Here is a 22,366-nt window from a genome sequence, read left to right as displayed (position 1 = left end):
AAAAACTGCCTCCTGTTATTTATTTTTCAAATCCTGTGAATGAAAGCATCAATCCACCGCAGGTGTTTCTGCTGTCATCCTCATAGCCGAACTCGCCGAAAGTGAATTCTGTAATGAATGGAACTCCGCCTGATGCTGCCTTAAGCTGGGCCGCTACTTCGTCGATCCTGTCGCCGATGCCTGCGCGTCTGCCGCCGCAGTGTACGAGCATGTAAGCTCCTGCCGGTGCTCCGAGTCTCTCAGCAGTCTGTTTCAAAGTAGCTCCTGTCGATGTGATCAACTGGTCTACTGAGCCTTCCATCAATATTGCTACGGTATTCTCTGCAGCATTGCTTCCTACTGAAATCGTATTGTCGTCATTACCTGCCTGAGGATGTCTGATTGCGATCAGATCGCCCAGAGGATCTTTGACGCCGATAGGGGCTGTGATGGAATATCCAAGAAGATCTCCGCCCTTTACCTGGTCAGGTGTAGCGCCTGTCCACTCCATGTATTTCTCAAGAGCCGGAACTCCGTCGATCTCGCAGATCTTTCTGTAATCCTCCACCTTGGTGATGACTCCTGATTTCTTAGTCTCTTTATATGCGCCGGTGTAAACATTAGCGAACTTTTTGTCCGTGTAGAAGAATGCAACAGCAACGCCCTCCGGTGTTACCATTTCGTCCGTGTACAGAACCCACTCGCCTGTTATGGTGTTATCAGCTGCGCTGCCGCCGAAGCATGGGACTCTGCCGATTACCTCGCTGATGCCCTTCAGATAGAATTCTTCCTCGCCCGGAGACGCCACCATGAAGAAATAGTCAGGTGCAGTAGTTTTGCCGGCCTTTTTCATAGCCTCAACTGCAACTTTGTGCCCCGTTGCCCTGGCATCGCCCTGCTTAGGTGAGCCTGCAACGCCAACAGCCATATCTTTGTCCCCGAGAGCCATGATGCCAACGAATCCATCGTCGCCGCTGACGAAGCCCTGATCTGTAATGACGCCTGTGAATGAGGTGTTTCCTACGAGAGGAACTCCCGGCAATTCCTTAGCGATGGCGCCCAGCAGTTCTTTCTGATCGTACTGAACTCCGCTATAAACAAAAGCCATCTTGGCGTCTTTCACGTCCTTAAGGGCCTGCGCTGCCTCTTTGCCTGCAAGTTTAGGGTCTGCATTTATGCTTGTACCAGTCTTTGCGTTTAACATTATCTTTACCTCCTCGCCTATTGGCGTATCAAAATCATTAATACCAGGTGTACCAATGTTTTTTTACACGTACATATTAAGTCAGAATATTCTGTTCGTCAATAGGGCCGGTTCTGCTATGGGAACCTTGCGTTCCACAATGCGGAACGGCTGGTTTTGCCACAGAAAATCGCCGCGGTCCGGGATCATCCTCGCACAAAATATTCTGCAGAGTTGCTCCTGATGCCGCACAAAATATATTATATAATTGCGAACAGATGTTTACATTTTGTTCATGCTGTGGTATAATCAGATAAACATAAGTTTACGGGTAATTGGAGGTATTGAAATGAGTGACCTGAAGGCCAGAGAACAGAAAATACTTGATTTCATGAAAGAGGAAATCAGCGTCAAGGGATATCCCCCAACAGTGAGGGAAATCTGCAGCGCTGTGGGCATCAAGTCCACATCTACTGCTCATAAGGATATCGACGACCTGGTCAAGAAGGGATACCTGAAGAAGGACCCATCCAAGCCAAGAGCTTTGGTTCTCGTAAATAGAGACGGAAAGAAGGCTACGGTGGCAGGCACTGCTGAAATGGCAGACAGGGAGAATGTTGTTGACATCCCTGTTGTAGGTCGCGTCGCTGCCGGAACGCCTATTACCGCTGAGGAAAATCTGGAGGGCACCTTCCCTGTTCCTGTTCAGTACGCCAAGGGTACCTGCTTCATGCTTCGTGTACGTGGCGAATCTATGGTCAATGTAGGAATTATGGACGGGGACCTGATTTTAGTCGAGCAGCAGAACACCGCCAATAACGGAGACATAGTAGTTGCCATGATCGACGGCTTTGAGAGCGAGGCCACAGTGAAGACATTCTTCAAGGAGAAGGATCATATCAGACTGCAACCGGAGAACGACACCATGAGCCCGATCATCGTCCAGGATGTGAGCATCCAGGGCAAGGTCAAAGGCGTGTTCAGGTATTTCAGTTAATATAGCTTTGCATAATAATGAGGCCATTGCTTGATGCAATAGCCTCTGTTTTATGTTCTAATGTAATCATAGCTATTTGATTTGGAACCATCTGCCTGTTTGCGTTGGGTCTTCCTTCTCACCATTTCCATATATGATATCCTGAGCTGCTGAATAATACACGCCGTCATAGTATGTGATAGATCCACCTTTTATTGTTATACCTGCATTGCTCCCGCTTTTCATACTTGATTCGGATATCACCGGTGTAGAGTTTGTCACTTCTTCAATAAATTGAGGATATTTAGCTACTAAATCCGCCATTGATGTCGCTTCCTTCTTTCCATAATTATTTTGATAGCCAAATACAAGGTATATTTTATCGCCATCTTTGACTAATGTGCCATGCGCCAATGACGCTCCGCTATCCCCTGTAACTGCAGCCTTAATATCGTCCCAAGTCAATCCCGCCAGTTTCTTCAACGCAGCAACCGTATCGTTGTCTTCGCTATCGCCCGTAGCATCGCCGCTGGTGCTTTTGCCCAGTGCCCAGGCGGCTGTAGTACCGCTTTCTGAAATCGTGATAGAAACGATCTGATCTTTAGGGATTCCCGTGGCCTTATCCAGGTCGATATCCTTGGTGGACTTCCCATAAACATCGAAGGCTTTGGCCGCTGTAAGATCCGTGGTGACCTTCCCGTTGGCGGCATCGTAATAGTATGTCACTGTTGTGCCTTCATATCCATTGCTCAGATAATCCGTCGTGGCGGCGCCTTTGGCCGAGCGGACATTGGCCGCATCCGTTGAGGCTCTGGCCTTGTCTAATTGAGATGTGAATATAGGTATAGAAACGGCAACCAGCACAGCGATTATGGCCACTACAACTAACAACTCCGCTAGGGTGAATCCTTTCTTCTTATCATTGGTCTTTATCATCGACTTCCACAACTTTCATGATACCGAGGATTTAAAACTCGAAATCTTTAAAAAAATATAGTTACTAACCGTTTAGTAACTATATTATAATTTTTTTATAATAATTATGCAAGCTTTTTTTGATGGCTAATTCACCGATGAGGCCGCATAATAGTCCACGCCCAGGTAAGCACAAAGCCCTCTGGCGAGAGCCTCGCCGTATGCCTTGGATTTGCCGGACAGAACAGCCAGGTCAGCTTTGATAGCGCCTGTCTCAAAGATGCATGCCACCGCATTGGTTGCTTTCAAAGCGTATAGATCTGTCCTTCTGGTAACTCCGTTAGTGCCAATTCCAAGAGATGCATCACCTGTGACTGCATCGTTGAGAGCAGTAGCCAGTACCTTGCCCGAAGACGAATAATATAAAGGCATTGTACCACTTTTCGCTCCCGAATAATCGCAATGGATATCCACATAAGCCTTGATATTACTGTGACTGTTAGACAAGGCGACGCTTTTTATCATGTTCAAATTGTTATTTTTATCAGAGTCGGTATATACATGAACGCCGCTTCTGCGCATAGCGCTTGTCATTGCCTTGGTTATTGGCAGCATCAGCGCCGCCTCAGTGTATTTTCCGTACACACACCCAGGGTCCCATGAACCGTCTGTCTGCGTCCCATGACCGCAGGCCAGGTAAACATAGAGACCTGTTTCAGCTTTCATGGTCTTGACTGACACTACTTGTGAGTAGCCGCTATAGTAATCTTCTGCTTTGGCTCTGACCTTATAATAGTATGTCTTGCCCGGCGTAGCGTACTTGGCCGACGCCAGAGAGCCTGCATCATACTCCTTCAGCAAGCTGTATTTCCCCGATGCAGACGTAGCTCTGTAGACCCTGTACTTCACTGCGCCTACCACATTGCCCCAGGTGACTTTGTTATATCCCACCTTGTATTGGCTGACCGCAATGACCGGCGCCTCGATATCCTTGGTCGTTACTGACGCGGCCTTGGAATAATAGCTTTTATAGACTGTGCCTTTGACCTTGGCATAGGCAGCGACTTTGTAATAGTATGTGACCCGCGACTTGGCTGTATCATCGACAAAAGATGTAGTGGTGCTTGTGCCAAGGGTATCATAATCCCCGTCTTCAGACGCTGCCCTGGCTATAGTGTATTTATAGGCGTTTTTCACAGTCGCCCATGTTATGCTATTGCTGACTGCATCCTTCTGGGCGGCAGTGGCTACAGGTCTGGCTATCGACACCTTAGTGGTCACTTCAGCAAGATTAGACATCTTGCTATAGGTATTTGTACCCTTGATAGTCCGATAAGCCCTTACCCTATAACTATACTTCACTGCCGTAACAGCCTTCGTATCCGAATATGATGTTGATGTAACAGTGGCCAGTCTTGTATAAGATCCGCTTTCTTCCAGAACATACACCCTGTATCCACTGGCGCCGCTGACCTTGTCCCAGGTCAGTTTATTGCATGTGGCGCTGTACTGAGCGCCTGTCAATTTAGGCGTAGCCAAAGATACGGAGCTTTTGGCGGATACTACAGAAGAGTATGTCTTGCCATAATAACGCTTGCCGCTTACCGTCTTATAAGCCCGAACTTTGTAATAATACCGTACGCCTGCAGTGATGCTCACATTAGTGTAGGAAATACTGGAACTCCCCGACAGTTCCTTGATCCTGGTATACTTCCCGGCGGCCGAAGTGGCACGGTAAACCCTGTAGCCTGTGACTCCGGATTTCTTAGCCCAGCGTATGGTAATACCTCCGTTGGAGGCCGATGACGCCTTGACCGAAGTTATCTTGCTGGGGTAATATGATGCAGCGAAGGTGCTTTCAGGCATGAACGCAATTATCATTGCAGCTGAAAGTACCAATGACAGAAATATTTTACTTTTCCTTGTTATTGACACGAGGATTCTCCTTACTGTTTTTTCATTGAATCGACTGAAATCCCAAGTTTATCGCCATCGCCGCTGGTTATATCTCCCGTAACGATGACCGTTGAACCTGTTGATACCTCTGTGACATTTTCTAAAATGAGTATGTCATCCTCATCATTATCTACCAGAAGGCACGGAGTCTCAGCAATGCTCTCTATCTTGCCCTTGACTGTGACATTCTTCTGACCTGCTTTCAGGTCGTCGAAATCTGCATACTTATCATCTGCGTCTTCGTCCTTGTCCTTATCAGTATCCTCATTGACATCCTGTTTCTCCTCAGTCTGGGTGGTGCCGGTGTTATCCTTCCCCTGTTCCTGTGAATCATTCAGAACTTTATAGCACACAACGCCTGCAACTGCCAACGCGATGACCAGCAGGATCACTATCAATACTCTCTTCATGGTTGTTACCTCACGATCTTTAATCCAACAACTATCTCATACATGTATTATACAGGAAATCACATAGTTATGCCACCTTTTCTCGAGCTTCAGGTAATTGAGGTTGATGCGGATCTGCGTATATGGGCCTTGGTCTGTTTGGAAACCACACTAACGCCAAGAAAAATCGTGGGTGCTAACCAAAGGTCAGCACCCACGATCCTGATTCCAATAAACTGGCCGGCAGAAGTGCGGAGCGCTTCCAATAAGCGGAGCGCTTCTGGCCAAGTCTTACAATCGATTATGCTGCTACGAATCCTACAATAGTGAATCCAATGACAGCCAGTACAAACGGTATTACCACCAGCGGCCCTGATGTTCTCAGGTACTCGGCGTTGGTGATCTGTGTGGATGATGATGTCAGCATTACTGTATCAGAATACATACAGATCTGTCCTCCGAAGGCGACTGCAGATATTACAGCGCCGGCGCAGAGGAACGGGCTCACTCCCAGAGCTGCGCCCAGTGGCCCTACGATTGGGAATGCAATTGCTGCAAGTCCCCAGAAGGTTCCTGAAGCAAATGACAACAGTCCGATAACTACGAAGATAGTTACAGGAAGCAGTGCCGGATTGACTGTCTTAAGTGCTGCTCCCACTATGGTATCGACCAGGCCCAACTGATTGTTCACTTCTATGAGCACATAAGACATGATGATGATCACGAGCATGGAACACATATCCGTAATGCCCTGAAGTATGCCGTTGAAATACTGATTGATATTCATAAGTCTCTGCGGCAGATACATTATCAGACAAGCCAGCAGACCCGCGAACACACCAATAAGCAGATCATCACGCCATACAGCAACTATAGCAATAACCAGGATCGGCAGGAGGAAATTCACTGCGCGACACTTTTTGTCCTTGAACTTCAGTTCTTCATCAGGAAGTTCGCCATGGAGAGCCTTTGCCTCAGGAGACTGGACCTCGCCCGTCTCCATTGCTCTTTGTTCGGCCTTCTTCATAGGCCCGAAGAGAGGGATGACTTTCAGGCAAATCAGAGGCACTACGATTATAGCCAGCCAGCCATAGATAACATATGGAATGGTGTGGATGTAAGCTCCTGTAACGCTGAGTCCGCCCAGCATGTCAGCCTTTTGCATAAGCCCGCCCATAAATGCCGACCAGGATGAGAACGGTACGATAGCACACATAGTAACGCCTGTAGCGTTGACAATGAAGGCGATCATCTCTCTGGAGATTTTCTGTCTGTCGGCGATCTTTCTTACTGCGGCGCCAACGGCCAGGCAGTTCAGATAATCGTCTACGAATACAATGAGACCCAGGATCCATGTTCCTATCATGGTCTGCTTTCTGGTCTTCAGCACTTTCTCAGCCAGGTTGGAGAATCCAAGTACGCCGCCGGACTCGGTGATCAGGAAAATCACGGAGCTGAACAAGGCGCATATCATCAGCACCCAAGCAGTATTGGAATCGCACATGACCGTGTACAGCGCATCGATGAACTTATTGAATGCCATTACCGGATTGCCCTGTGCTATCATGACGAATCCCACTACAACGCCGAGAAACAGGGAAATAAATGTGTCCTTCGTAATGAGCGCCAGGACCAGTATAACTATGACCGGTATGAGGGCCCAAAATCCAAAACTCATAAAATCACTTCCTTTCGATTTAAGATAATAACTAATAATACTAACTCATTAACTTCTACTTGTAACTTTTTTCAGACATGACCACCTTGTACAGGGCCAGGGCGAAAACTTTGGCGTTGCCCAGAAGGCTGGCTTCTGACCAGTATTCGTTGTCCTCGTGGCAGGTGTCCTCATCGCCCGGGAAGATCGGTCCCCAGGAAACGATGTTCGGCATGGCCTTGGCGTAGGAACCGCCGTAGGCCAGAACACATTCGTGCTTGCGGCCGGTACCCTCTTCATATGCGTCACCGAATTCTTTAATGAAAGGCCTGGCAGCACTTACGAATACTGCCGGTAGCGTGCAGATATCCTCTATTCTTCCATTGTACTCTGCCGCCAGTTCTTCAAGAACGCTGAGGATCTCATCAGCCTCAGTGCCGTAAGCAAACCGCACATTGACGTGAGCAGAAAGCTGATTGCCTTTAATGAAGGTCCTTGTCACAGAGAATGCATTTCTGTGAACAAACTCACCCTTGTAGGTCTCACCGTCGCTGTAAAGGCCCAATGCCTTCCCGTAGATATCGCCGAACTTATCTCTCAGCATAATAAGGATGTCGTAAAGCCTGTTCTCACACAGACCTTCCTGTTCCACAGTATCTGCCAGGTGGAACAAAGCATTGTCTCCCTTTTCCGGCTGGCATGAATGGACGGCTTTGCCCGTAGTTACGATTTCCCTGCTCCACATGGAATTGCCCTGGTCAAACTTTTCCACCATGGCCTTGGCCTTGCCAGGGACGGCGTTGTCCATGACTCCTGCATCGACCTTTGTCAGATACCAACCGTTGGCAGGGCGTTTTTCGTCCAGCTTGAAAATCATGTTGCAATCGATGATTCCCTTTTCGATGTTACAAAGGGGAAACTCTCCGTCGGGGGTAAACCCGTAGTCTGGCAGTGGGTACTTCTTCACGTATTCGTCCATGTCCACCCAGTCTACCTCCTCCTGAGTGCCGAGGATCATCTGGATCTTCTTATGCATGGGCTCGCCGCTGTCAAGCAATGCCTTCATGGCGTAGAGGCAGACAACTACCGGTCCTTTGTCGTCCAAGGTTCCCCGGCCGTACAGCCTCCCTTTCCTTTTGGTCATAACAAAGGGTTCAGTGTTCCAATCCTCCCGGTCCCCGGGAGGCACTACGTCTACATGAGCCAGTATGCCTACAGTCTCAGGGCCTTGGCCGATCTCAATAAGGCCTACCTGGTGATTGCAGACAGCCCGTGAATCAAAGCCCAGCCTGGTGCCCAGATCCAAGGCGTAGTCTAAAGCTCTGTCCACCTGCTCCTTGTCGTCTGATACGCTTGGTATGGCTATGAATCCCCGGAGATTCTTCTCAATATCTCCCAGATGTTTAACCATATACTCGATCAGTTCATCATTAGACATACATATCACCCTCTTCATATTTGCTTAACCGTAATAATGTATAGCTTTCCATATATAAATAATAAACCTCGTGGTCACCACGAGGTCAATGATAATTATTCAATTTTCTGAAATTTAATTTTCTATAGGAGCATAGACCCGGTATAGACCCAGCCTCTTGCCGCCGGCAAAATAATTGGTGTTCTCCCTGCCGTAGAAAACGCCGGTAAGTTTATATCCCGCTTCCGAGGCGTAATCGATTATTGGCTGTATCATCTCCATGACATTATCGCTGAAGTGAACTTCAGTAATGAGACAATGCTCGGCTTTCTCTTCTATACTGGTCTCATTGGTATTGGATGGATTTATCTTGATGGAATGTTCTATGGACAGATATCGTTGTAGTTTCGGGTCTTGATCCGCCGTATTGTAATAGAAAGAGATAGACACATCTCCCCAGTCTTCTTTATCCAGATCGAAGCAGTCCTCGATATATTTGGCCATATGAGTGGCCTCTTCATAAGTACTGTCACGACGGAACCCTACCGGCATATCGCCGATGGTGTACTTACCCAGAAGATCCATTTCCGTCTTATATCTCTCATGCCAGTCATTGAGATTCCAGAGGGCCTCCATAGACTGATGGATATCCTTGATAAGGGCGCTCTTACGTTCATCGATAACATCACCCAGATTCTCCAGAGGCAAACCGTCCATTATAGCCTTGATTTCCCTGACATTGAGACCCATGCTTCTGTAGAACAGAATATCAGTCAGCCTGATCAGATCGTCTGACGAGTATTCCCAGTAGTTGTTCTGAATGTTTTTCTCAGGAGTAATCAACCCCGCGTCCACATAATATCTGATGGACTCGTTGGATATTCCCAGAGCCTTGCTTATTTCCCCAACAGTCAAGCGCATATCAGCACCTCCCGCATATCAATTAGACAATAGTTTCTTGATCCCCTTATCCAGGCCGTCCAAAGTCAGCTCGTACATAGGGAAAACATTGGCGATCATGGCGATGGTCCGGCTTCCCCAAGCCAGCCTCCAGCGATTCTCCTTAATAGGATTCAGCCAGATGGTCTTCTTATAGCGGCGAGTCACCCTCTCCAGCCATAAAAGTCCCGGATCCTGATTGAAAGCATACCAGTCAAGATTTCCTCCCCGGGCCGTCAGTTCATATGGCGACATAGCCGCATCTCCTACAACTATGACCTTGTAGCTGCTATCCAGATTTCCGAAGACCCAGTCGGTCTCCACCCATTTGCCGTCCTGGCATTCAGGCCCTGTGAACAGGTAATCGTAGATGCAATTGTGAAAGTAATAGGTCTTCAGGTCCTTCAGGTGGGTAGATTGGTTGACTGCCTGGAACAGCTGACTGCATAGCTGACTGTACCTGGTCATGGATCCGTCTGAATCCATGAGCAACAAAAGTTTCACTGTGTTTTTCCGCGGTTTTTCATAGACAAGCTTCAGCATGCCGGCGTTTTCGCAGGTGGCGTCTATGGTCTCGTCTATGTCCAGTTCAGTCTTGGCTGTGTCCACTCTGGTGGAAAACTGTCTAAGCTTGCGGAAAGCCATCTGGAACTGTCTGATGTCAAGTTCATTATCCTGACGGAAGTCACGGAAATTCCGCTCGCCGGCCACCTGAATGGCGCTTTTGTGCCTGCTGTAACCGCCGACTCTGATCCCGGCCGGATTGTAACCGCCGTGGCCCATAGGCGAAGTACCGCCGGTGCCTATCCAGTAATTACCGCCGTCATGCTTTTCTTTTTGTTCCTCGAGGCGCTCCGCAAACATCTGACGCAGTTTCTCCAGGTCGTGCTCTTTGGCCCAGGCCGGCATGTCCTCAAGGTCGCGCTCCCGCTCGCCCTCAGACAGCCAGTTCCAGAGTTCCTCCGGTATGTCGTCGACTGATTCGATACCCTGAAAATACTCAGCGAAGGCCATGTCAAACTTGTCATAATCGGTCTCGGTCTTTACCAGCACATTGCGGCACAGATAATAAAACTCTATGAGGGAGTTGCCCGCCAGCCCTTTGTCCAGAGCGTCCATAAGGCATAGCCACTCGTCCAGAGAAATGTCCAGACCGTGGCCCCGCAACAGGTAAAAAAATTGCGTAAACATAGGCTATCTCCTGTAACTTTTCACTATGTCGATATCCTGATTTTTCTTCAGGAGCACGCCTATATATGGTATCTCGTCTGCGATGCGGCTCACGTCGATGCCGCTGATCTGCAAAGCCTGGAGCCAGTCAAGGAGCTCTGAGGTGCTTGGCTTCTTCTGGATCTCCCGCATGTCTCTGATGTCGTAGAAGGCCTTCATAGCTTCCTTTACCAGCTTCTTATCGATGTCACCGAAGTGGACCCTGATGATCTCAAGCATCTTGTCTTCCGTCGGAAAATCTATATAGTGGAAAATGCAGCGGCGCAGGAATGCGTCGGGCAGTTCTTTCTCTGCGTTTGAAGTAATGATGACAATAGGCCTGTGCTTGGTGCTTATGGTCTCCTTGGTCTCGTTGATGTAGAATTCCATCCTGTCCAGTTCCCACAAAAGGTCGTTTGGGAATTCCAGGTCGGCCTTGTCGATCTCGTCTATGAGAAGTACCACCTGCTCATCTGAAGTGAAGGCCTCGCCCAGTTTGCCAAGCTTGATGTACTTGCTTATGTCAGCTACATCGCCTTCGCCGAACTGGCTGTCGTAAAGTCTCTGGACCGTGTCGTAAACATACAGCCCTTCCTGGGCCTTAGTCGTAGACTTGATGCCCCAGACGATGAGGGGCATGTCGAGAGCCTCGGCTATAGACTGAGCCAGCATGGTTTTCCCCGTGCCCGGCTCACCTTTGATCAAAAGCGGTTTTTCAAGTGCGATAGACACGTTGACCGCGTTCATTAACTCATTAGATGCGACGTAATCATCGCTTCCCTTAAATTTCTTCATCTATTTCTCCTTATCAGGCGCCGATTATTATTGGCACCAGGACCGTCGTTGCGATCTCTTCTATAAAGCCCACTGCAAAGGCATAGGCTATTATTTCCTCACGGGTGGCCCGCTGTATTATAGGCAGGCAGATGTCCATGGCGGCTATTCCCGGCAGACCTGTGACTTCAATGTATCCGACTCTCTTCGCCAGCAAAGGTATCAGCACCAGGCCTCCCAGCTCGCGTATGACGTTATGCAGAAATGAAATGGCGCCGGCGATCTCGTGGCCTGCGTTGGCTATGGCAACAGGCGCGTAGGTGTACCATCCGAAGCCGTAGCTGATGGCCAGGGATTCTCTCACGTTTATCTGTGGCAGCACAAAGCCTATTATTATGGCTACTACGGTGGTGCCGATGATGACTGCCGCCGGTATGGCGAAAACTCTGGCACCGATGCCCTTGAGTTCTTCAACAATAGTGCCCGACAATCCCATGCCGTATCCGATAACGAATACCATCATGCAGAGGAATATAGTCAGCAGGTACCCGGTGATATTGTAAAAGCTGGCTATCTGTTCCTGAGTCAGTTCCTTCCTGATGTAGAAGAATCCAACCAGAATGCCCGCAGCGATGCAGACCAGGATAGCCTTGGTCATTATATCATTATCGCCTGCGTTTTCCTCAGTAGATACAACCCTGGCTTCCAGTTCATCTGCGGCGCAGTCCTCTTCAGGAGTATCGCTTCCGCCGATGTATCCCCACTTGTCGATGCCCATGATTTTCCTGGCGCAGGTAATAGCAATTATAGCCCCTATCCAAAGGGCCACAGTTATCAGCAGGGATATCCATCCGATGCTTCCGATATTATCTACGACTTCCTGGTTTGCGCCCATTCTGGCGCCCATCATAAACACCAGGATCGAAACGCTGATGAGCAATAACAGATTTACTAATGTGTCATTGGACGCCTTGCCTCTTCTCTTGCCGCCAATAGCGTAACCAATGAGCATAGTGCCAAGATATAGTACTACGTATTTCATTTCCCCTCCTACTCGTTAAACGACTTATTTCCATTATATCTTTAACCTTGACATAAGTCCATCGAAAGTATATGATTTTTGATAAGATAAAGTTAAACTTTTCGAGGTAGACAAATGATTGAAACCTATGGACCTGAACAGGTCAGCGAACTATATAAATATCTGAAAGAGAAAACTGTGGCGCATATAGAAAAAGCCAGAAATTATGTGCTTCCTATCGGTGAAAACAAGTACCTTATGTCCTTCCATTCTGTAAGGCATACTAAGGTATGGATCTATGCAGACGACCAGCGCTGTAAACTAGCCACCGACGACGAGAAGATCCTGAGCTATGCCGCAAATATCGATGAAGAAAGCGGTATCATGGAAATGTTCGAGTTCTTCCTGGCTCTGACTTCTGAGGATGTCTACGGCCTGGAAGCACTTGAAAACAGAATATCCAAGCTAGAGGACGATCTGCTGACAACAGGTCACCCTAACAAGGAAGGCAGCAACCGCATCGTAACGATCCGCAAGGAAGTCCTCCACAACAAGCGCTACTATGAGCAGATGGAATTCCTCACTGACGAACTGGCGGAGCTGAACAGTTCCTTCAACTTCATAGACAAGAAGTTCGACAGACTGCTGGAGTTCAACATGCACCTACAGGAATATGTGGAGCAGGTCCGTGAGGCCTATCAGTCGCAGATCGACATTGAACAAAACAACATCATGAAGATCTTCACAGTGGTCACTACGGTTTTCCTGCCGCTGACCCTGATCACCGGCTGGTTCGGGATGAACCTGAAGATGCCGGAGTTCGGCTGGGCTTTCGGCTATGCCTATGTCATCGGGCTAAGTGTCGCAGTCTTAGTGATAATGATAATATTTTTCAAAAAGAAAAAGTGGTTCTGACGAGCCACTTTTTGATTGCATTTTCTATATGATCAGGGGAACCATAATAGGTACCGCTATTGACAAAGTCACGCCGGACACGAAGGAGTACACGGCCGTGTTGCTGCTTGTAGCCTGCTCTACGATAGGCAGGCACACATCCATAGCCGACGCTCCCGGAAGTCCGCAGCATTCCACATAGCCAACATGCTTGGCGACAAAAGGTATACTGATAATAGCGAGAAGCTCGCGCATTACATTATGCATGAATGAAATGGCGCCCGCCATAAGGAAACCTTTGTCCATGATGATTCCCGGTGCCAGTGAATACCAGCCGAAGCCCGCGCCTATAGCCAGGCTTTCTCTCATGGACAGTGGCAGGAACAGCATGCATAGAGCAGAACCCGCCAGAGTGCCGATGATGGCCGCTCCCGGAATTGCCATGATCCTTATGCCGACTTTTCTGAAGTTCTCAACTATTTTCCCGTCAAGGCCCAGATCCATACCTACGAATATCAGCAATGTGCAAAGGCCTATCTTGATAGCAAGGCTGCAATAGTTATTGAACACATCGAAATCGCTGACGATCTTCCCAAAGATAAAAACTCCGGCCAAAATACCCAGGGTCACAGAAATAACTATGATGATGGTCATGGGGTCGATTTTCCTCGGTTTGGTGGCAGTAATGCCGCCGACGCTGATGTTCTCTATTTCATCTACCTCAGCGCTTTCTTCGCTGATATCCATATTAGCAGTTGGATCCTTCATAAGGCCGTACCTGTCGATGCCCAGGATCTTTCTGGCGATGGTGATGGCGATCACCGTAGTTATCATGACGACCACAGTAAATGCGAAGGCGTAGAGGCCTATGGAATCCAGCTTGTCTACTACTTCCTTATTAGCGCCTATACGCAGACCCATAACAAAAACAAGAAGGGTAATGGCAACAGTCTGCACTTTACCCGTCCACGTTAGTTTATCCTTAATATTTCTTAATTTAGAACCAATGATATAACCGACGATTGTGATACCCAAATACAGCACAATATCACTCATAAACCGATACTCCCTCCGGAATCAAACGTTAACTATCCTTTTATTATATAGGCTGGCAGGTCATAAGTCTACCAAAACTATATATTATTTCAATGCATTTCCCATTACCGTTCTTTATGGTATAATTACTTATTATGAAAAAGAAAATCCTTAGAATAACAGAACAGGAACTGCACAGACAGGCGGAAAGTATCTTTATTAAAGCCTGCGGTTTTGACTTGTCCAAAGAGAAGGACAGGCGGATGATGGCTACGGCTCGGGCCGTCTGGTCTCAGGAATATGAAGGCCGTGAATTTCCGGCTATAATCGGGAGCTTCGGGGCAGATACATTCGCCGATGGTATTGTGGACCTCGGGGACGGGCCCATCTCCTGCAATATATTCGAAGGAATCCCTGAAGATGCTGTCTCTGAAGTATATGCCTTTACCCTTACTGCCGGAGAATACTCCATCGACAGCGATTCAGATATGATGGGCTATGTCTATGCGGACATCTGGGGAACCAGTTATGTGGAGGCAGCCTCTGAATATGTCAAATCTCTTATCGATTCGGGAATCGGTTCAGGTCTCACTCTGTCACCGGAATTCGGTCCCGGCTATTTCGGCATACCTGTAGAGAACACCCGGAAACTGGCGGATATCCTCAGGGCCGATGACATCGGTATCCAGGTCAACGATGGAGGCCTTCTGATACCTCAGAAGTCCTGCGCTTCTATTATGTTTGCCTTTCACGATTTCCAGTTGGATGCCCCTGCAGCCTGCGTCACCTGCCAAGGTGCCAAAGGCGGATGCAAATTCTGCAATATCACGAAGAAATAATATCCTCGTATGTCACCAGTGTCACATTCCCCAGCTCCGCCGCCTTGTCTATGCAGCCTTTTGTAAAGCCCGCCTTGGAAAACAGATAAAGCTGCTTTTTGTTATATGGGAAGAGCTCGCTTCGACTGACAAGCGTGACTAAGACCCCTATGTCAACCTTTTCATTAGTCCATTTACATTCGCCAAATACGGCGGCCGTCCTGTCCTGCTCACCCATAATGTCTAACTCTGTTTGCTTGCGTGTGCGCGGGTCATTGCCCCACCATCGGCCAAGACTCTTGAACTCTATAGGGCACTTATGGTCAATAAGCAATCTCCACAGATACTGTTTACTAATGTCTTCAAATACCTGCCCCATATACTCTGAAATATGGGGTTCGATGCGGCTGTATGCCAGGTCTGCAGCGCCGCGGACTATGATTGAATTATTCACAGGGACAAAGCGGAACCAGAATCTGAACATATTGTCTTCGATGGAATATATCGATTTCCTGCTGGACTTTTCACCATAAGGAGTCTCCCTCTTTATTATACCAAGAGACAAAAGGTTTTTCATATATGTAGAACATACGCTGGTAGTCTCTCCTGCCTTGCTTGAAATCTCAGCCATATGAGTAGCACCCATAGCAACTGCCGATACGATGGCATTGTATACCGATGATTCTCTAACTTCCTGTTTCAGAAGATTTACAGGCTCCTCATATAGGAAAGATGTCGGATCAAGGAATGTCTTCTTGATATTGTCTTCGAAACTCAGTCTATCATTGAACTGCAAAATGTACTGGGGCGTTCCGCCTGTGGCGCCGTAAGCAAGAGCCTTATCTATATCTGAAAAATGCTCGAAGCACTTGCAGGTCTCATAGAAATCAAAGGGCAGCAGTTTGATCTGTGACGTACGTCTACCGTAAAGCGGTGCTTTATATGCGAGTACCTTATCCTCCATATATGACATAGACGAACCGCAGAGTATCAACATCAATTTGGATCTGTCTTTATATTTGTCTATAAGCATTTGCAATGTGGACGCCAGACTTTTGGATGACCGGGCCACATAAGGGTACTCATCGATGGCCAGTATGATTCGTTCTTTCTCTGCTAACCTGAAAACATATTCAATAGCAGCCTGGAAAGACGCAAATGTAGAATCCATTTCCATATCCGAACTGTAATCATAAATACTCCTGCTCAGGTTTTCTAGATTCTGCTTGGCATTACTCTCTACACCCATAAAATATATGGCCCTTTTCTCCTGGATGAAATTATTGATCAGTGCCGTTTTGCCGACACGTCTGCGACCGTATATGACGGTGAATTCAAATTTATCAGACTCATATGCTCTTTCTAGAACATCGATCTCGTGATTTCTACCTATAAACATACTCTTTCCTCCTGTGACTATGTTCATATATTAGCACCCATGGCAGATTTAGTCAAGTACAATTGACTAAATCACGATTGACTAAATCTTCATTTACTGACACATCCACTCCCATTGTTGAAGAAACCGATTGATTATTTCATAAATAGGTCTATAATTGATTTGAAATTGATTTTCTACGGAGAGTATAAATGGACATTTTAAGATTACAGTATTTCGTGGCGGTGGCTAAATCCCAGAGTATGACTAAGGCAGCAGAAGCTATTCACGTGGCTCAGCCAGCTTTGAGCCAGGCTATCAGGCGCTTGAATGAGGAATTAGGCGTCAAGCTTTTCATCAGAGTCGGACGCAATATCAGGCTCAGCGAAATGGGCAAGCTCTTCTATTCTGAGGTGGCTCCTCTTGTCAGGAAACTGGATGAAATGCCGTATATCCTCGGTAATGAAAATGAACTGCAGAACAGGACTGTCAATATTAACATACTCGCAGGTCAGTATCCGATCATCGACATCATAAGCGACTATAAGAAGCAACATCCTGACACTGTTATGAACCTGTTTCAGGATGAAAGCGTCGACGACTGGGATATGGAGATAACTGCCATAGATGATGGATGTCATCAGTATCCGGCGCAGGTGTTGTCTTCAGAAAAGATACGCCTGGCTGTACCGGCAGATTATGTCTGCAGCAGTGATAATCTCATCGACCTGATCGACATGCGTGAGGAAAATTTCATCGCTGTGGACGATAGCAGACAGTTTTCATATATTACCGAAAGTTATTGTCTTTCTGAAGGTTTCGAACCGGAAGTGGCTTATCGCACCAGCGATATCAACGAAGTGAAAAAGCTTGTAGGCGCAGGCATAGGCGCGGCCTTCTGGCTCGCCGGCACCTGGGGTATTCCCGATGCCAGCGCCATAAAACTCCTGGATATCCAGGATATGGATCTTGCCTGGAAGTTGTATCTCAGGAAAGGCTTCAGGGTCGATGAAAGCCCCCGCAAGAGCGACTTCTTTTCCTATACAGTCGACCGCTTCGCGAAAACCTCCAGACTCTATAACACCGCAGGTTAACTTTTGTTGACCTATTATGAATCCATTAATTGTCACCCTTTCACATAACAATTTGCCTATATTATGCGCAGGCATATTATAATTATTCGGCCGTATACCAATTGATATATACGGCTCTTTTTGTCGTTGGTATAGGGCTCTCCCGGGTGTACAATGAAGGCGTTATTAAGGGATTGTATCGTAGGAGGTGGCGTAATAAAATGTCTAACAAAAATAACAACGAGGGCGAGGCTCTCGAGCGAGGGCTGAAGGTCCGTCATATAAACATGATAGCGATCGGCGGCGCCATAGGTACCGGATTGTTCGTAGGTACCGGCGGCTCACTGAGCGAAGGCGGTGCCGGAGGAATCATTCTGGCTTACTGTCTTGTAAGTGTCATGATTTACTTTTCAATGACAAGCTTAGGAGAGATGTCGACATATATGCCGGTATCCGGAGCATTTGAAACTTATTCGACCAGGTTCGTAAGTCCGTCCTTCGGATTTGCAATGGGACTGAATTACTGGTTCAACTGGGCTGTAACCATAGCCTGCGAACTGGAAGCGGCAACGCTGGTTTTAAGGTTCTGGTTTCCCCATGCCAACTCACTCTTCTGGAGTCTTGGATTTATTATTTTCTTATTCTTATTGAATTGGTTCTCTGTAGGATCCTTCGGTGAAGCGGAATTCTGGTTTGCCGGGATCAAAGTAGTAACTATAGTGGTATTCCTGATAACGGGTGTCTTACTGATATTCGGAATCATGGGCGGCCAGGCATCGCCGGGATTTTCAAACTGGCATGTAGGGAGCGGGGCTTTCCCTCACGGCGCATGGGGCTGTATTTCAGTCTTCCTGATAGCCGGCTTCTCCTTCCAGGGCACGGAACTGATAGGTATCATGTCCGGCGAAGCGAAAGACCCGGAGCACGCTGTTCCAAAAGCTGTAAAGGCTATATTCTACAGAATACTTCTGTTCTACATAGGATCTATAATCGTTATATCGTTACTGATTCCATATACGGATCCGAACCTGCTTAACGGCGGCGTAGAAAACGTTTCTGTCAGCCCGTTCACTCTGGTATTCAAGAGAGCCGGCATTGCATTCGCAGCCTCTCTAATGAATGCAGTAATACTGACTTCCGTATTGTCTGCAGGTAATTCCGCCATATATGCAGGTTCACGTACTCTATACGCAATGGCAACTGAGGACAAGATCCCAAGAGCCTTTGCCAAGACCAACAAACGCGGAGTCCCGTATGTAGCACTGATATTCACCACAGTATTCGGAGTACTTTCGTTCTTCGGATCTTTCGTTGGCGAAGGTCAGTTATATCTGTGGATGGTAAACACTATCGGTATTTCCGGATTCATTACATGGTTCGGCATTGGCCTTGATCACTACAGGTTCAGAAGAGCTTTCATCCTGCAGGGTCATTCTACCAGCGAGCTTAAGTATATGGCAAAGGGATTCCCTGTGGGCCCAATGATATGCATGCTCATGTGTGCCTTCGTAATATGCGGACAATTCTTCGCATATGGCGATTATTCTATCAAGGGCTTCATGACAGCATACATAGGTCTGGTTCTGTTCATAGTATTATTCGTAGGTTGGAGATTGAAACATCACGATCACATGATACCTCTGAAGGATATCGACCTGACGCCTGATACAGGAAATGTCAAGGAAAAGAAAGCTAACTAAATGTAGATATAAAAGTTAATTATTAATTTACGATCAATTTCCCATAATAAATGCGTTTACCCATAATAAGACCGCCGCTCTTAACTGAACGACGGCCTTTTTAATATGGTGTCAGTAGTGAAGCCCTTAAGCGACTCCCTTTTCTTCTTTACTGTTTATATCATTTCCGATAAGAGCCTTGACAGGTTCGCCCTTAGCCTTTAATTCAGCGCATCTCTTGCTCTCCCTCATGTTCAGGAATGAAGCTACAAGGATCAATCCGATTCCGACGAATGAATTCCACAGGAGCACGTCTCCCATAACTATCACTGCTACTATAGGAGCGATGGCCGGCTTCAGGAAGAATGCGATAGAAGCTGTAGTAGCATCGCTGTTCTTAATTGCCAGGAAGTAAGCTAGGTATCCGATGCCTGTAACTGCAATGCCTACGTAAAGGACTGCCGGCAGGTTATCCGCAACGCCTGCCACAAGCGGACGTCCCGTGACCATTACTATGACCATCAGTACAAGAGATCCAAATATGAACGCCAGACTGGTCTGTGCAAATGTGCCGATGCGTTTGATGTTCTTTTTGCCCAGTACGCTGTATAAGCTGAAGAATATAGCTGCCAGCAGCATTGACAATGCGCCGCTCAAAGTATTACCTGCCTGCATGTTCCAAGGCTGTACCATGAATACAAAGCCTGCCAGTGAGACTACCACTGCAACAAGTCTCCTGCTTGTGAATATCTCGTTGGACATAGTGCATGCAAATAGCATCGTGAACAGCGGATTGATGCAGAATAACACTGCTGAAGTGGATGCGTTCATGTGATTGCAACTGTACTGGAAGAACAACATGCTGACCGGTATGCATATGATGCCCAGTATCAGCAGGTAGCCCAGGTCTCTCAGATTCAGCCTGACATGATTCTTTCTGAGTTCCATGATGCCCAGCGGCAAGAGTATGAGACCTCCGATAAGGAATCTGATGTATGTCAATTCCAATGGATCGATATCCGCTCCCGCGATCTTCAGAGCTACGTTCATAGTACTGAAGAAAAACGCTGTCATAACTATATAAACTATTACTGACTTCTTCATTTTTACACCTCAATATTTTTATTTGTGTCTTGATTACCTATATGAATATAACACAAATAATTATTATTTCAGTATAAAAACAATTTATGAACCATTATACATTGCCAGTCCATTTGCCTCGGTAAAGCGTTGAAATAGCTTATGTTCAGGCTGCCAACAAAAGTGGGCTTCAAGTTCTGCAACATCAGGATAAGCTCATTTCAACTCGTATCGTGTATTCTTACCTTTTCCTACACGATCTATCAAATTCTTGTCAACCAGCCCATTTAAAATCTTAACAGCAAAGGGCTGCGACACAGTCAGGGATGATTCCACCTGTTTGCGTGTTAATTCTCGTTCCCCTTTGAATAGTTCATAGCACGCCTTTTCTTTTACAGTCAAAGATCCTGTCATTATTTCTTTCCCTGCTAAATTCATATTGGGAAGCGTGATTTTAAAGGCATTATCGGATACTTCCATCATGGGTTTGGTATAGCATTCCTTGTAACAGCTGATGATTTTCGGCATTCCTGTCCCATATGCCTCGATCAGTTTCAGGCGATAGAAAAGATTGGCCAGCTTCTTGTTTCTCGGTATCGATGCGCCAAGCATAATATCGTCATATGTTATGCCCTTTACAAGGCCACCCAGTGATACGACTTCTATTCTATCGTCGAAAATGCTTATAAGTATACTGCCACTGAAGGAATAATCGCGATGCACCAATGCATTAAGCAGAACTTCACGAATCGCTTCAATGGGATAATCGCGAGTGTCGACACGGTACAACCCTCCGAATTCCGAATGTGTTCTATTGTAACGCCCCAGCATTTCAAATACGTCGGATAACTGTTTTAATAGTGATCCGGTAAACTCAGTGCGATCCTTGAAAACAAGCTTCTCTGTTCCCTCAAAAACTGCAACTTTGATCGTATGAACGCACTGATCAGAGATCAAAAGCCCAAGATTACTGTAGACACCGTCAGTATTAATAATACCAAGAGTTTTCTGCTGAGTCAGCCCGAATGGGATATTCTCATTATCAAATACCTTTACCGCTTCCAGGAAAGTCAGATTCTGATCAAGAGACCTAACATCTTCATATTCGTCTCCATCCGTTTCTTTGATCATTTTCAGGATGGCAGTTTCGGTTGCCGGTACATTAGAGGATCCCTGCCGTACAAACACGCCTTCCGGTCGAATACCCTTGGATGCTATATAATAGGGAGAGGCAGTACCCTTCTGTATTTCCAGTACAATAACATCTTTTCCTTCTATATTTTCCATCCGGCATTCTGAAAACAACGTAATGTCCGGCTTGATGGAATCACGTAGATTATTAGTACACTTTAGCATTACATCATCCGCATCGTCTATTCCTGCGACTGTGCCGTCATCTTCGATTCCTATGTATATCCTGCCGCCCTTTGTATTTGCAAAAGCAACGGCTGTCTTCGCTATATCATTTACATATATCCTTTTAAATTCAATGGTCGAACCTTCTGTCATATTCATTTCAACACCTCCATTGTCACACTTGCCTCGTTCTTATACATTCTTATCTGTTCTTATATATTCTAATGTATAAGAACGGATATGTCAATAGCCTATGCCGAATACGCCAACGATAAAAGGAGCCGCCCCGGGTATCCAAAGTTATTTGGGGGCAAAATAAATTCCACAAACTGGAATGATATGGAATAGTCTTACAAACTTTTTGGGGGCTGGAGTTGGGGGCAAATCTAGTTTTAAAGGGCAGCCAGCAAATATGCCGGTTGCCCTTTTAGCCTTCTCCTTTTATCATGGATGTACAAACATTTCATCTATGAAAGGAGAATAACTGTATGAACAATGATATCATAAAACTGCTCAATATTAAAGATGCCGGGATCAATGGGGGGTGCGGACATTTTCTTGGACTGCCTATGCAGCTAATCCAAGAGAACGCCTGTATTCTACCGGGCTCAAATAACCTAGTGTTTCCTTCATTC

Annotated in this window: 19 protein-coding genes; 5 read left to right on the top strand and 14 right to left on the bottom strand. The window is 46.7% G+C overall.

Translation table 11 applies throughout. From position 1 onward, the window contains the following. Positions 1 to 19 precede the first annotated feature (19 nt). A complete protein-coding gene (locus EV211_RS04690) occupies positions 20 to 1,183 on the bottom strand; it encodes an FIST signal transduction protein (protein ID WP_133528265.1) in 1,164 nt (387 codons plus the stop codon). A gap of 328 nt (positions 1,184 to 1,511) precedes the next feature. On the opposite strand from EV211_RS04690, the gene lexA reads away from it, so the two are divergent. Continuing rightward, a complete protein-coding gene (gene lexA / locus EV211_RS04685; protein ID WP_133528264.1) occupies positions 1,512 to 2,159 on the top strand; it encodes a transcriptional repressor LexA in 648 nt (215 codons plus the stop codon). A gap of 72 nt (positions 2,160 to 2,231) precedes the next feature. Here the strand turns inward: lexA and EV211_RS04680 are convergent, their stop codons facing one another. The 9 genes from EV211_RS04680 to EV211_RS04640 all read right to left on the bottom strand — a co-directional run bounded on the left by EV211_RS04680 (position 2,232) and on the right by EV211_RS04640 (position 12,436). Beyond that, on the bottom strand, positions 2,232 to 3,074 hold the full coding sequence (locus tag EV211_RS04680) for a sialidase family protein (protein ID WP_133528263.1): 843 nt from the start codon (positions 3,072 to 3,074) through the stop codon (positions 2,232 to 2,234). A gap of 126 nt (positions 3,075 to 3,200) precedes the next feature. After that, the gene (locus EV211_RS04675; RefSeq protein WP_133528262.1) at positions 3,201 to 4,988 is read right to left on the bottom strand and encodes an N-acetylmuramoyl-L-alanine amidase; all 1,788 of its coding nucleotides are present in this window, start codon (positions 4,986 to 4,988) and stop codon (positions 3,201 to 3,203) included. 11 nt (positions 4,989 to 4,999) lie between these two features. Next, positions 5,000 to 5,419, bottom strand: coding sequence for a hypothetical protein (locus EV211_RS04670; RefSeq protein WP_133528261.1), 420 nt, complete (start codon positions 5,417 to 5,419; stop codon positions 5,000 to 5,002). Positions 5,420 to 5,699: 280 nt separating this feature from the next. After that, entirely contained in the window at positions 5,700 to 7,076 is a 1,377-nt protein-coding gene (locus EV211_RS04665; RefSeq protein WP_133528260.1) for a Na+/H+ antiporter NhaC family protein, read from the bottom strand. Positions 7,077 to 7,131: 55 nt separating this feature from the next. Beyond that, the gene (locus EV211_RS04660) at positions 7,132 to 8,493 is read right to left on the bottom strand and encodes a Sapep family Mn(2+)-dependent dipeptidase (RefSeq protein WP_166635372.1); all 1,362 of its coding nucleotides are present in this window, start codon (positions 8,491 to 8,493) and stop codon (positions 7,132 to 7,134) included. A 114-nt stretch (positions 8,494 to 8,607) separates the two neighbouring features. After that, positions 8,608 to 9,393: a MerR family transcriptional regulator gene (locus EV211_RS04655; RefSeq protein WP_133528258.1), complete on the bottom strand. Its 786-nt coding sequence runs from the start codon at positions 9,391 to 9,393 to the stop codon at positions 8,608 to 8,610. A gap of 18 nt (positions 9,394 to 9,411) precedes the next feature. Further along, entirely contained in the window at positions 9,412 to 10,602 is a 1,191-nt protein-coding gene (locus EV211_RS04650) for a vWA domain-containing protein (RefSeq protein ID WP_133528257.1), read from the bottom strand. Between the two features lie 3 nt (positions 10,603 to 10,605). Then, a complete protein-coding gene (locus EV211_RS04645) occupies positions 10,606 to 11,415 on the bottom strand; it encodes an AAA family ATPase (protein ID WP_133528256.1) in 810 nt (269 codons plus the stop codon). A gap of 13 nt (positions 11,416 to 11,428) precedes the next feature. After that, positions 11,429 to 12,436, bottom strand: coding sequence for a lysine exporter LysO family protein (locus tag EV211_RS04640; protein ID WP_133528255.1), 1,008 nt, complete (start codon positions 12,434 to 12,436; stop codon positions 11,429 to 11,431). 114 nt (positions 12,437 to 12,550) lie between these two features. On the opposite strand from EV211_RS04640, the gene EV211_RS04635 reads away from it, so the two are divergent. Next, on the top strand, positions 12,551 to 13,330 hold the full coding sequence (locus EV211_RS04635; protein WP_133528254.1) for a CorA family divalent cation transporter: 780 nt from the start codon (positions 12,551 to 12,553) through the stop codon (positions 13,328 to 13,330). Positions 13,331 to 13,354: 24 nt separating this feature from the next. On the opposite strand, the gene EV211_RS04630 is transcribed toward EV211_RS04635, so the two are convergent. Further along, positions 13,355 to 14,365: a lysine exporter LysO family protein gene (locus tag EV211_RS04630; RefSeq protein WP_133528253.1), complete on the bottom strand. Its 1,011-nt coding sequence runs from the start codon at positions 14,363 to 14,365 to the stop codon at positions 13,355 to 13,357. A 134-nt stretch (positions 14,366 to 14,499) separates the two neighbouring features. On the opposite strand from EV211_RS04630, the gene EV211_RS04625 reads away from it, so the two are divergent. Beyond that, positions 14,500 to 15,183: a hypothetical protein gene (locus tag EV211_RS04625; protein ID WP_133528252.1), complete on the top strand. Its 684-nt coding sequence runs from the start codon at positions 14,500 to 14,502 to the stop codon at positions 15,181 to 15,183. Here the strand turns inward: EV211_RS04625 and EV211_RS04620 are convergent. Further along, positions 15,170 to 16,561, bottom strand: coding sequence for an ATP-binding protein (locus EV211_RS04620; RefSeq protein ID WP_133528251.1), 1,392 nt, complete (start codon positions 16,559 to 16,561; stop codon positions 15,170 to 15,172). The genes EV211_RS04625 and EV211_RS04620 overlap by 14 nt on opposite strands. 191 nt (positions 16,562 to 16,752) lie before the next feature. Here EV211_RS04620 and EV211_RS04615 point away from each other — a divergent pair, with 191 nt between their 5' ends. Beyond that, positions 16,753 to 17,634 (top strand): LysR family transcriptional regulator, encoded by an 882-nt coding sequence (locus EV211_RS04615; RefSeq protein WP_133528250.1) that lies wholly within the window; start codon positions 16,753 to 16,755, stop codon positions 17,632 to 17,634. 200 nt (positions 17,635 to 17,834) lie between these two features. After that, the gene (locus EV211_RS04610; RefSeq protein ID WP_133528249.1) at positions 17,835 to 19,313 is read left to right on the top strand and encodes an amino acid permease; all 1,479 of its coding nucleotides are present in this window, start codon (positions 17,835 to 17,837) and stop codon (positions 19,311 to 19,313) included. A gap of 126 nt (positions 19,314 to 19,439) precedes the next feature. Here EV211_RS04610 and EV211_RS04605 read toward each other — a convergent pair whose 3' ends face one another. Next, positions 19,440 to 20,396, bottom strand: a complete 957-nt coding sequence (locus EV211_RS04605; RefSeq protein ID WP_133528248.1) for a DMT family transporter — start codon at positions 20,394 to 20,396, stop codon at positions 19,440 to 19,442. 195 nt (positions 20,397 to 20,591) lie between these two features. Continuing rightward, positions 20,592 to 21,890, bottom strand: coding sequence for an RNA-binding domain-containing protein (locus EV211_RS04600; protein ID WP_133528247.1), 1,299 nt, complete (start codon positions 21,888 to 21,890; stop codon positions 20,592 to 20,594). Between the last annotated feature and the right edge of the window lie 476 nt (positions 21,891 to 22,366).

This window comes from Aminicella lysinilytica, assembly GCF_004362975.1.
Taxonomy (GTDB): Bacteria; Bacillota; Clostridia; order Peptostreptococcales; family Anaerovoracaceae; genus Aminicella; species Aminicella lysinilytica.
Note: the sequence above shows the minus strand (reverse complement) of the source record. Positions and strands in the feature narration are given on the sequence as shown.

What these genes read in the sequence shown, in the direction of transcription:
- EV211_RS04690 (WP_133528265.1), bottom strand. Translation starts at nt 1,183, where the DNA reads ATGTTAAACGCAAAGACTGGTACAAGCATAAATGCAGACCCTAAACTT.
- lexA (WP_133528264.1), top strand. Translation starts at nt 1,512, where the DNA reads ATGAGTGACCTGAAGGCCAGAGAACAGAAAATACTTGATTTCATGAAA.
- EV211_RS04680 (WP_133528263.1), bottom strand. Translation starts at nt 3,074, where the DNA reads ATGATAAAGACCAATGATAAGAAGAAAGGATTCACCCTAGCGGAGTTG.
- EV211_RS04670 (WP_133528261.1), bottom strand. Translation starts at nt 5,419, where the DNA reads ATGAAGAGAGTATTGATAGTGATCCTGCTGGTCATCGCGTTGGCAGTT.
- EV211_RS04665 (WP_133528260.1), bottom strand. Translation starts at nt 7,076, where the DNA reads ATGAGTTTTGGATTTTGGGCCCTCATACCGGTCATAGTTATACTGGTC.
- EV211_RS04660 (WP_166635372.1), bottom strand. Translation starts at nt 8,493, where the DNA reads ATGTCTAATGATGAACTGATCGAGTATATGGTTAAACATCTGGGAGAT.
- EV211_RS04655 (WP_133528258.1), bottom strand. Translation starts at nt 9,393, where the DNA reads ATGCGCTTGACTGTTGGGGAAATAAGCAAGGCTCTGGGAATATCCAAC.
- EV211_RS04650 (WP_133528257.1), bottom strand. Translation starts at nt 10,602, where the DNA reads ATGTTTACGCAATTTTTTTACCTGTTGCGGGGCCACGGTCTGGACATT.
- EV211_RS04645 (WP_133528256.1), bottom strand. Translation starts at nt 11,415, where the DNA reads ATGAAGAAATTTAAGGGAAGCGATGATTACGTCGCATCTAATGAGTTA.
- EV211_RS04640 (WP_133528255.1), bottom strand. Translation starts at nt 12,436, where the DNA reads ATGAAATACGTAGTACTATATCTTGGCACTATGCTCATTGGTTACGCT.
- EV211_RS04635 (WP_133528254.1), top strand. Translation starts at nt 12,551, where the DNA reads ATGATTGAAACCTATGGACCTGAACAGGTCAGCGAACTATATAAATAT.
- EV211_RS04630 (WP_133528253.1), bottom strand. Translation starts at nt 14,365, where the DNA reads ATGAGTGATATTGTGCTGTATTTGGGTATCACAATCGTCGGTTATATC.
- EV211_RS04625 (WP_133528252.1), top strand. Translation starts at nt 14,500, where the DNA reads ATGAAAAAGAAAATCCTTAGAATAACAGAACAGGAACTGCACAGACAG.
- EV211_RS04620 (WP_133528251.1), bottom strand. Translation starts at nt 16,561, where the DNA reads ATGTTTATAGGTAGAAATCACGAGATCGATGTTCTAGAAAGAGCATAT.
- EV211_RS04615 (WP_133528250.1), top strand. Translation starts at nt 16,753, where the DNA reads ATGGACATTTTAAGATTACAGTATTTCGTGGCGGTGGCTAAATCCCAG.
- EV211_RS04610 (WP_133528249.1), top strand. Translation starts at nt 17,835, where the DNA reads ATGTCTAACAAAAATAACAACGAGGGCGAGGCTCTCGAGCGAGGGCTG.
- EV211_RS04605 (WP_133528248.1), bottom strand. Translation starts at nt 20,396, where the DNA reads ATGAAGAAGTCAGTAATAGTTTATATAGTTATGACAGCGTTTTTCTTC.
- EV211_RS04600 (WP_133528247.1), bottom strand. Translation starts at nt 21,890, where the DNA reads ATGAATATGACAGAAGGTTCGACCATTGAATTTAAAAGGATATATGTA.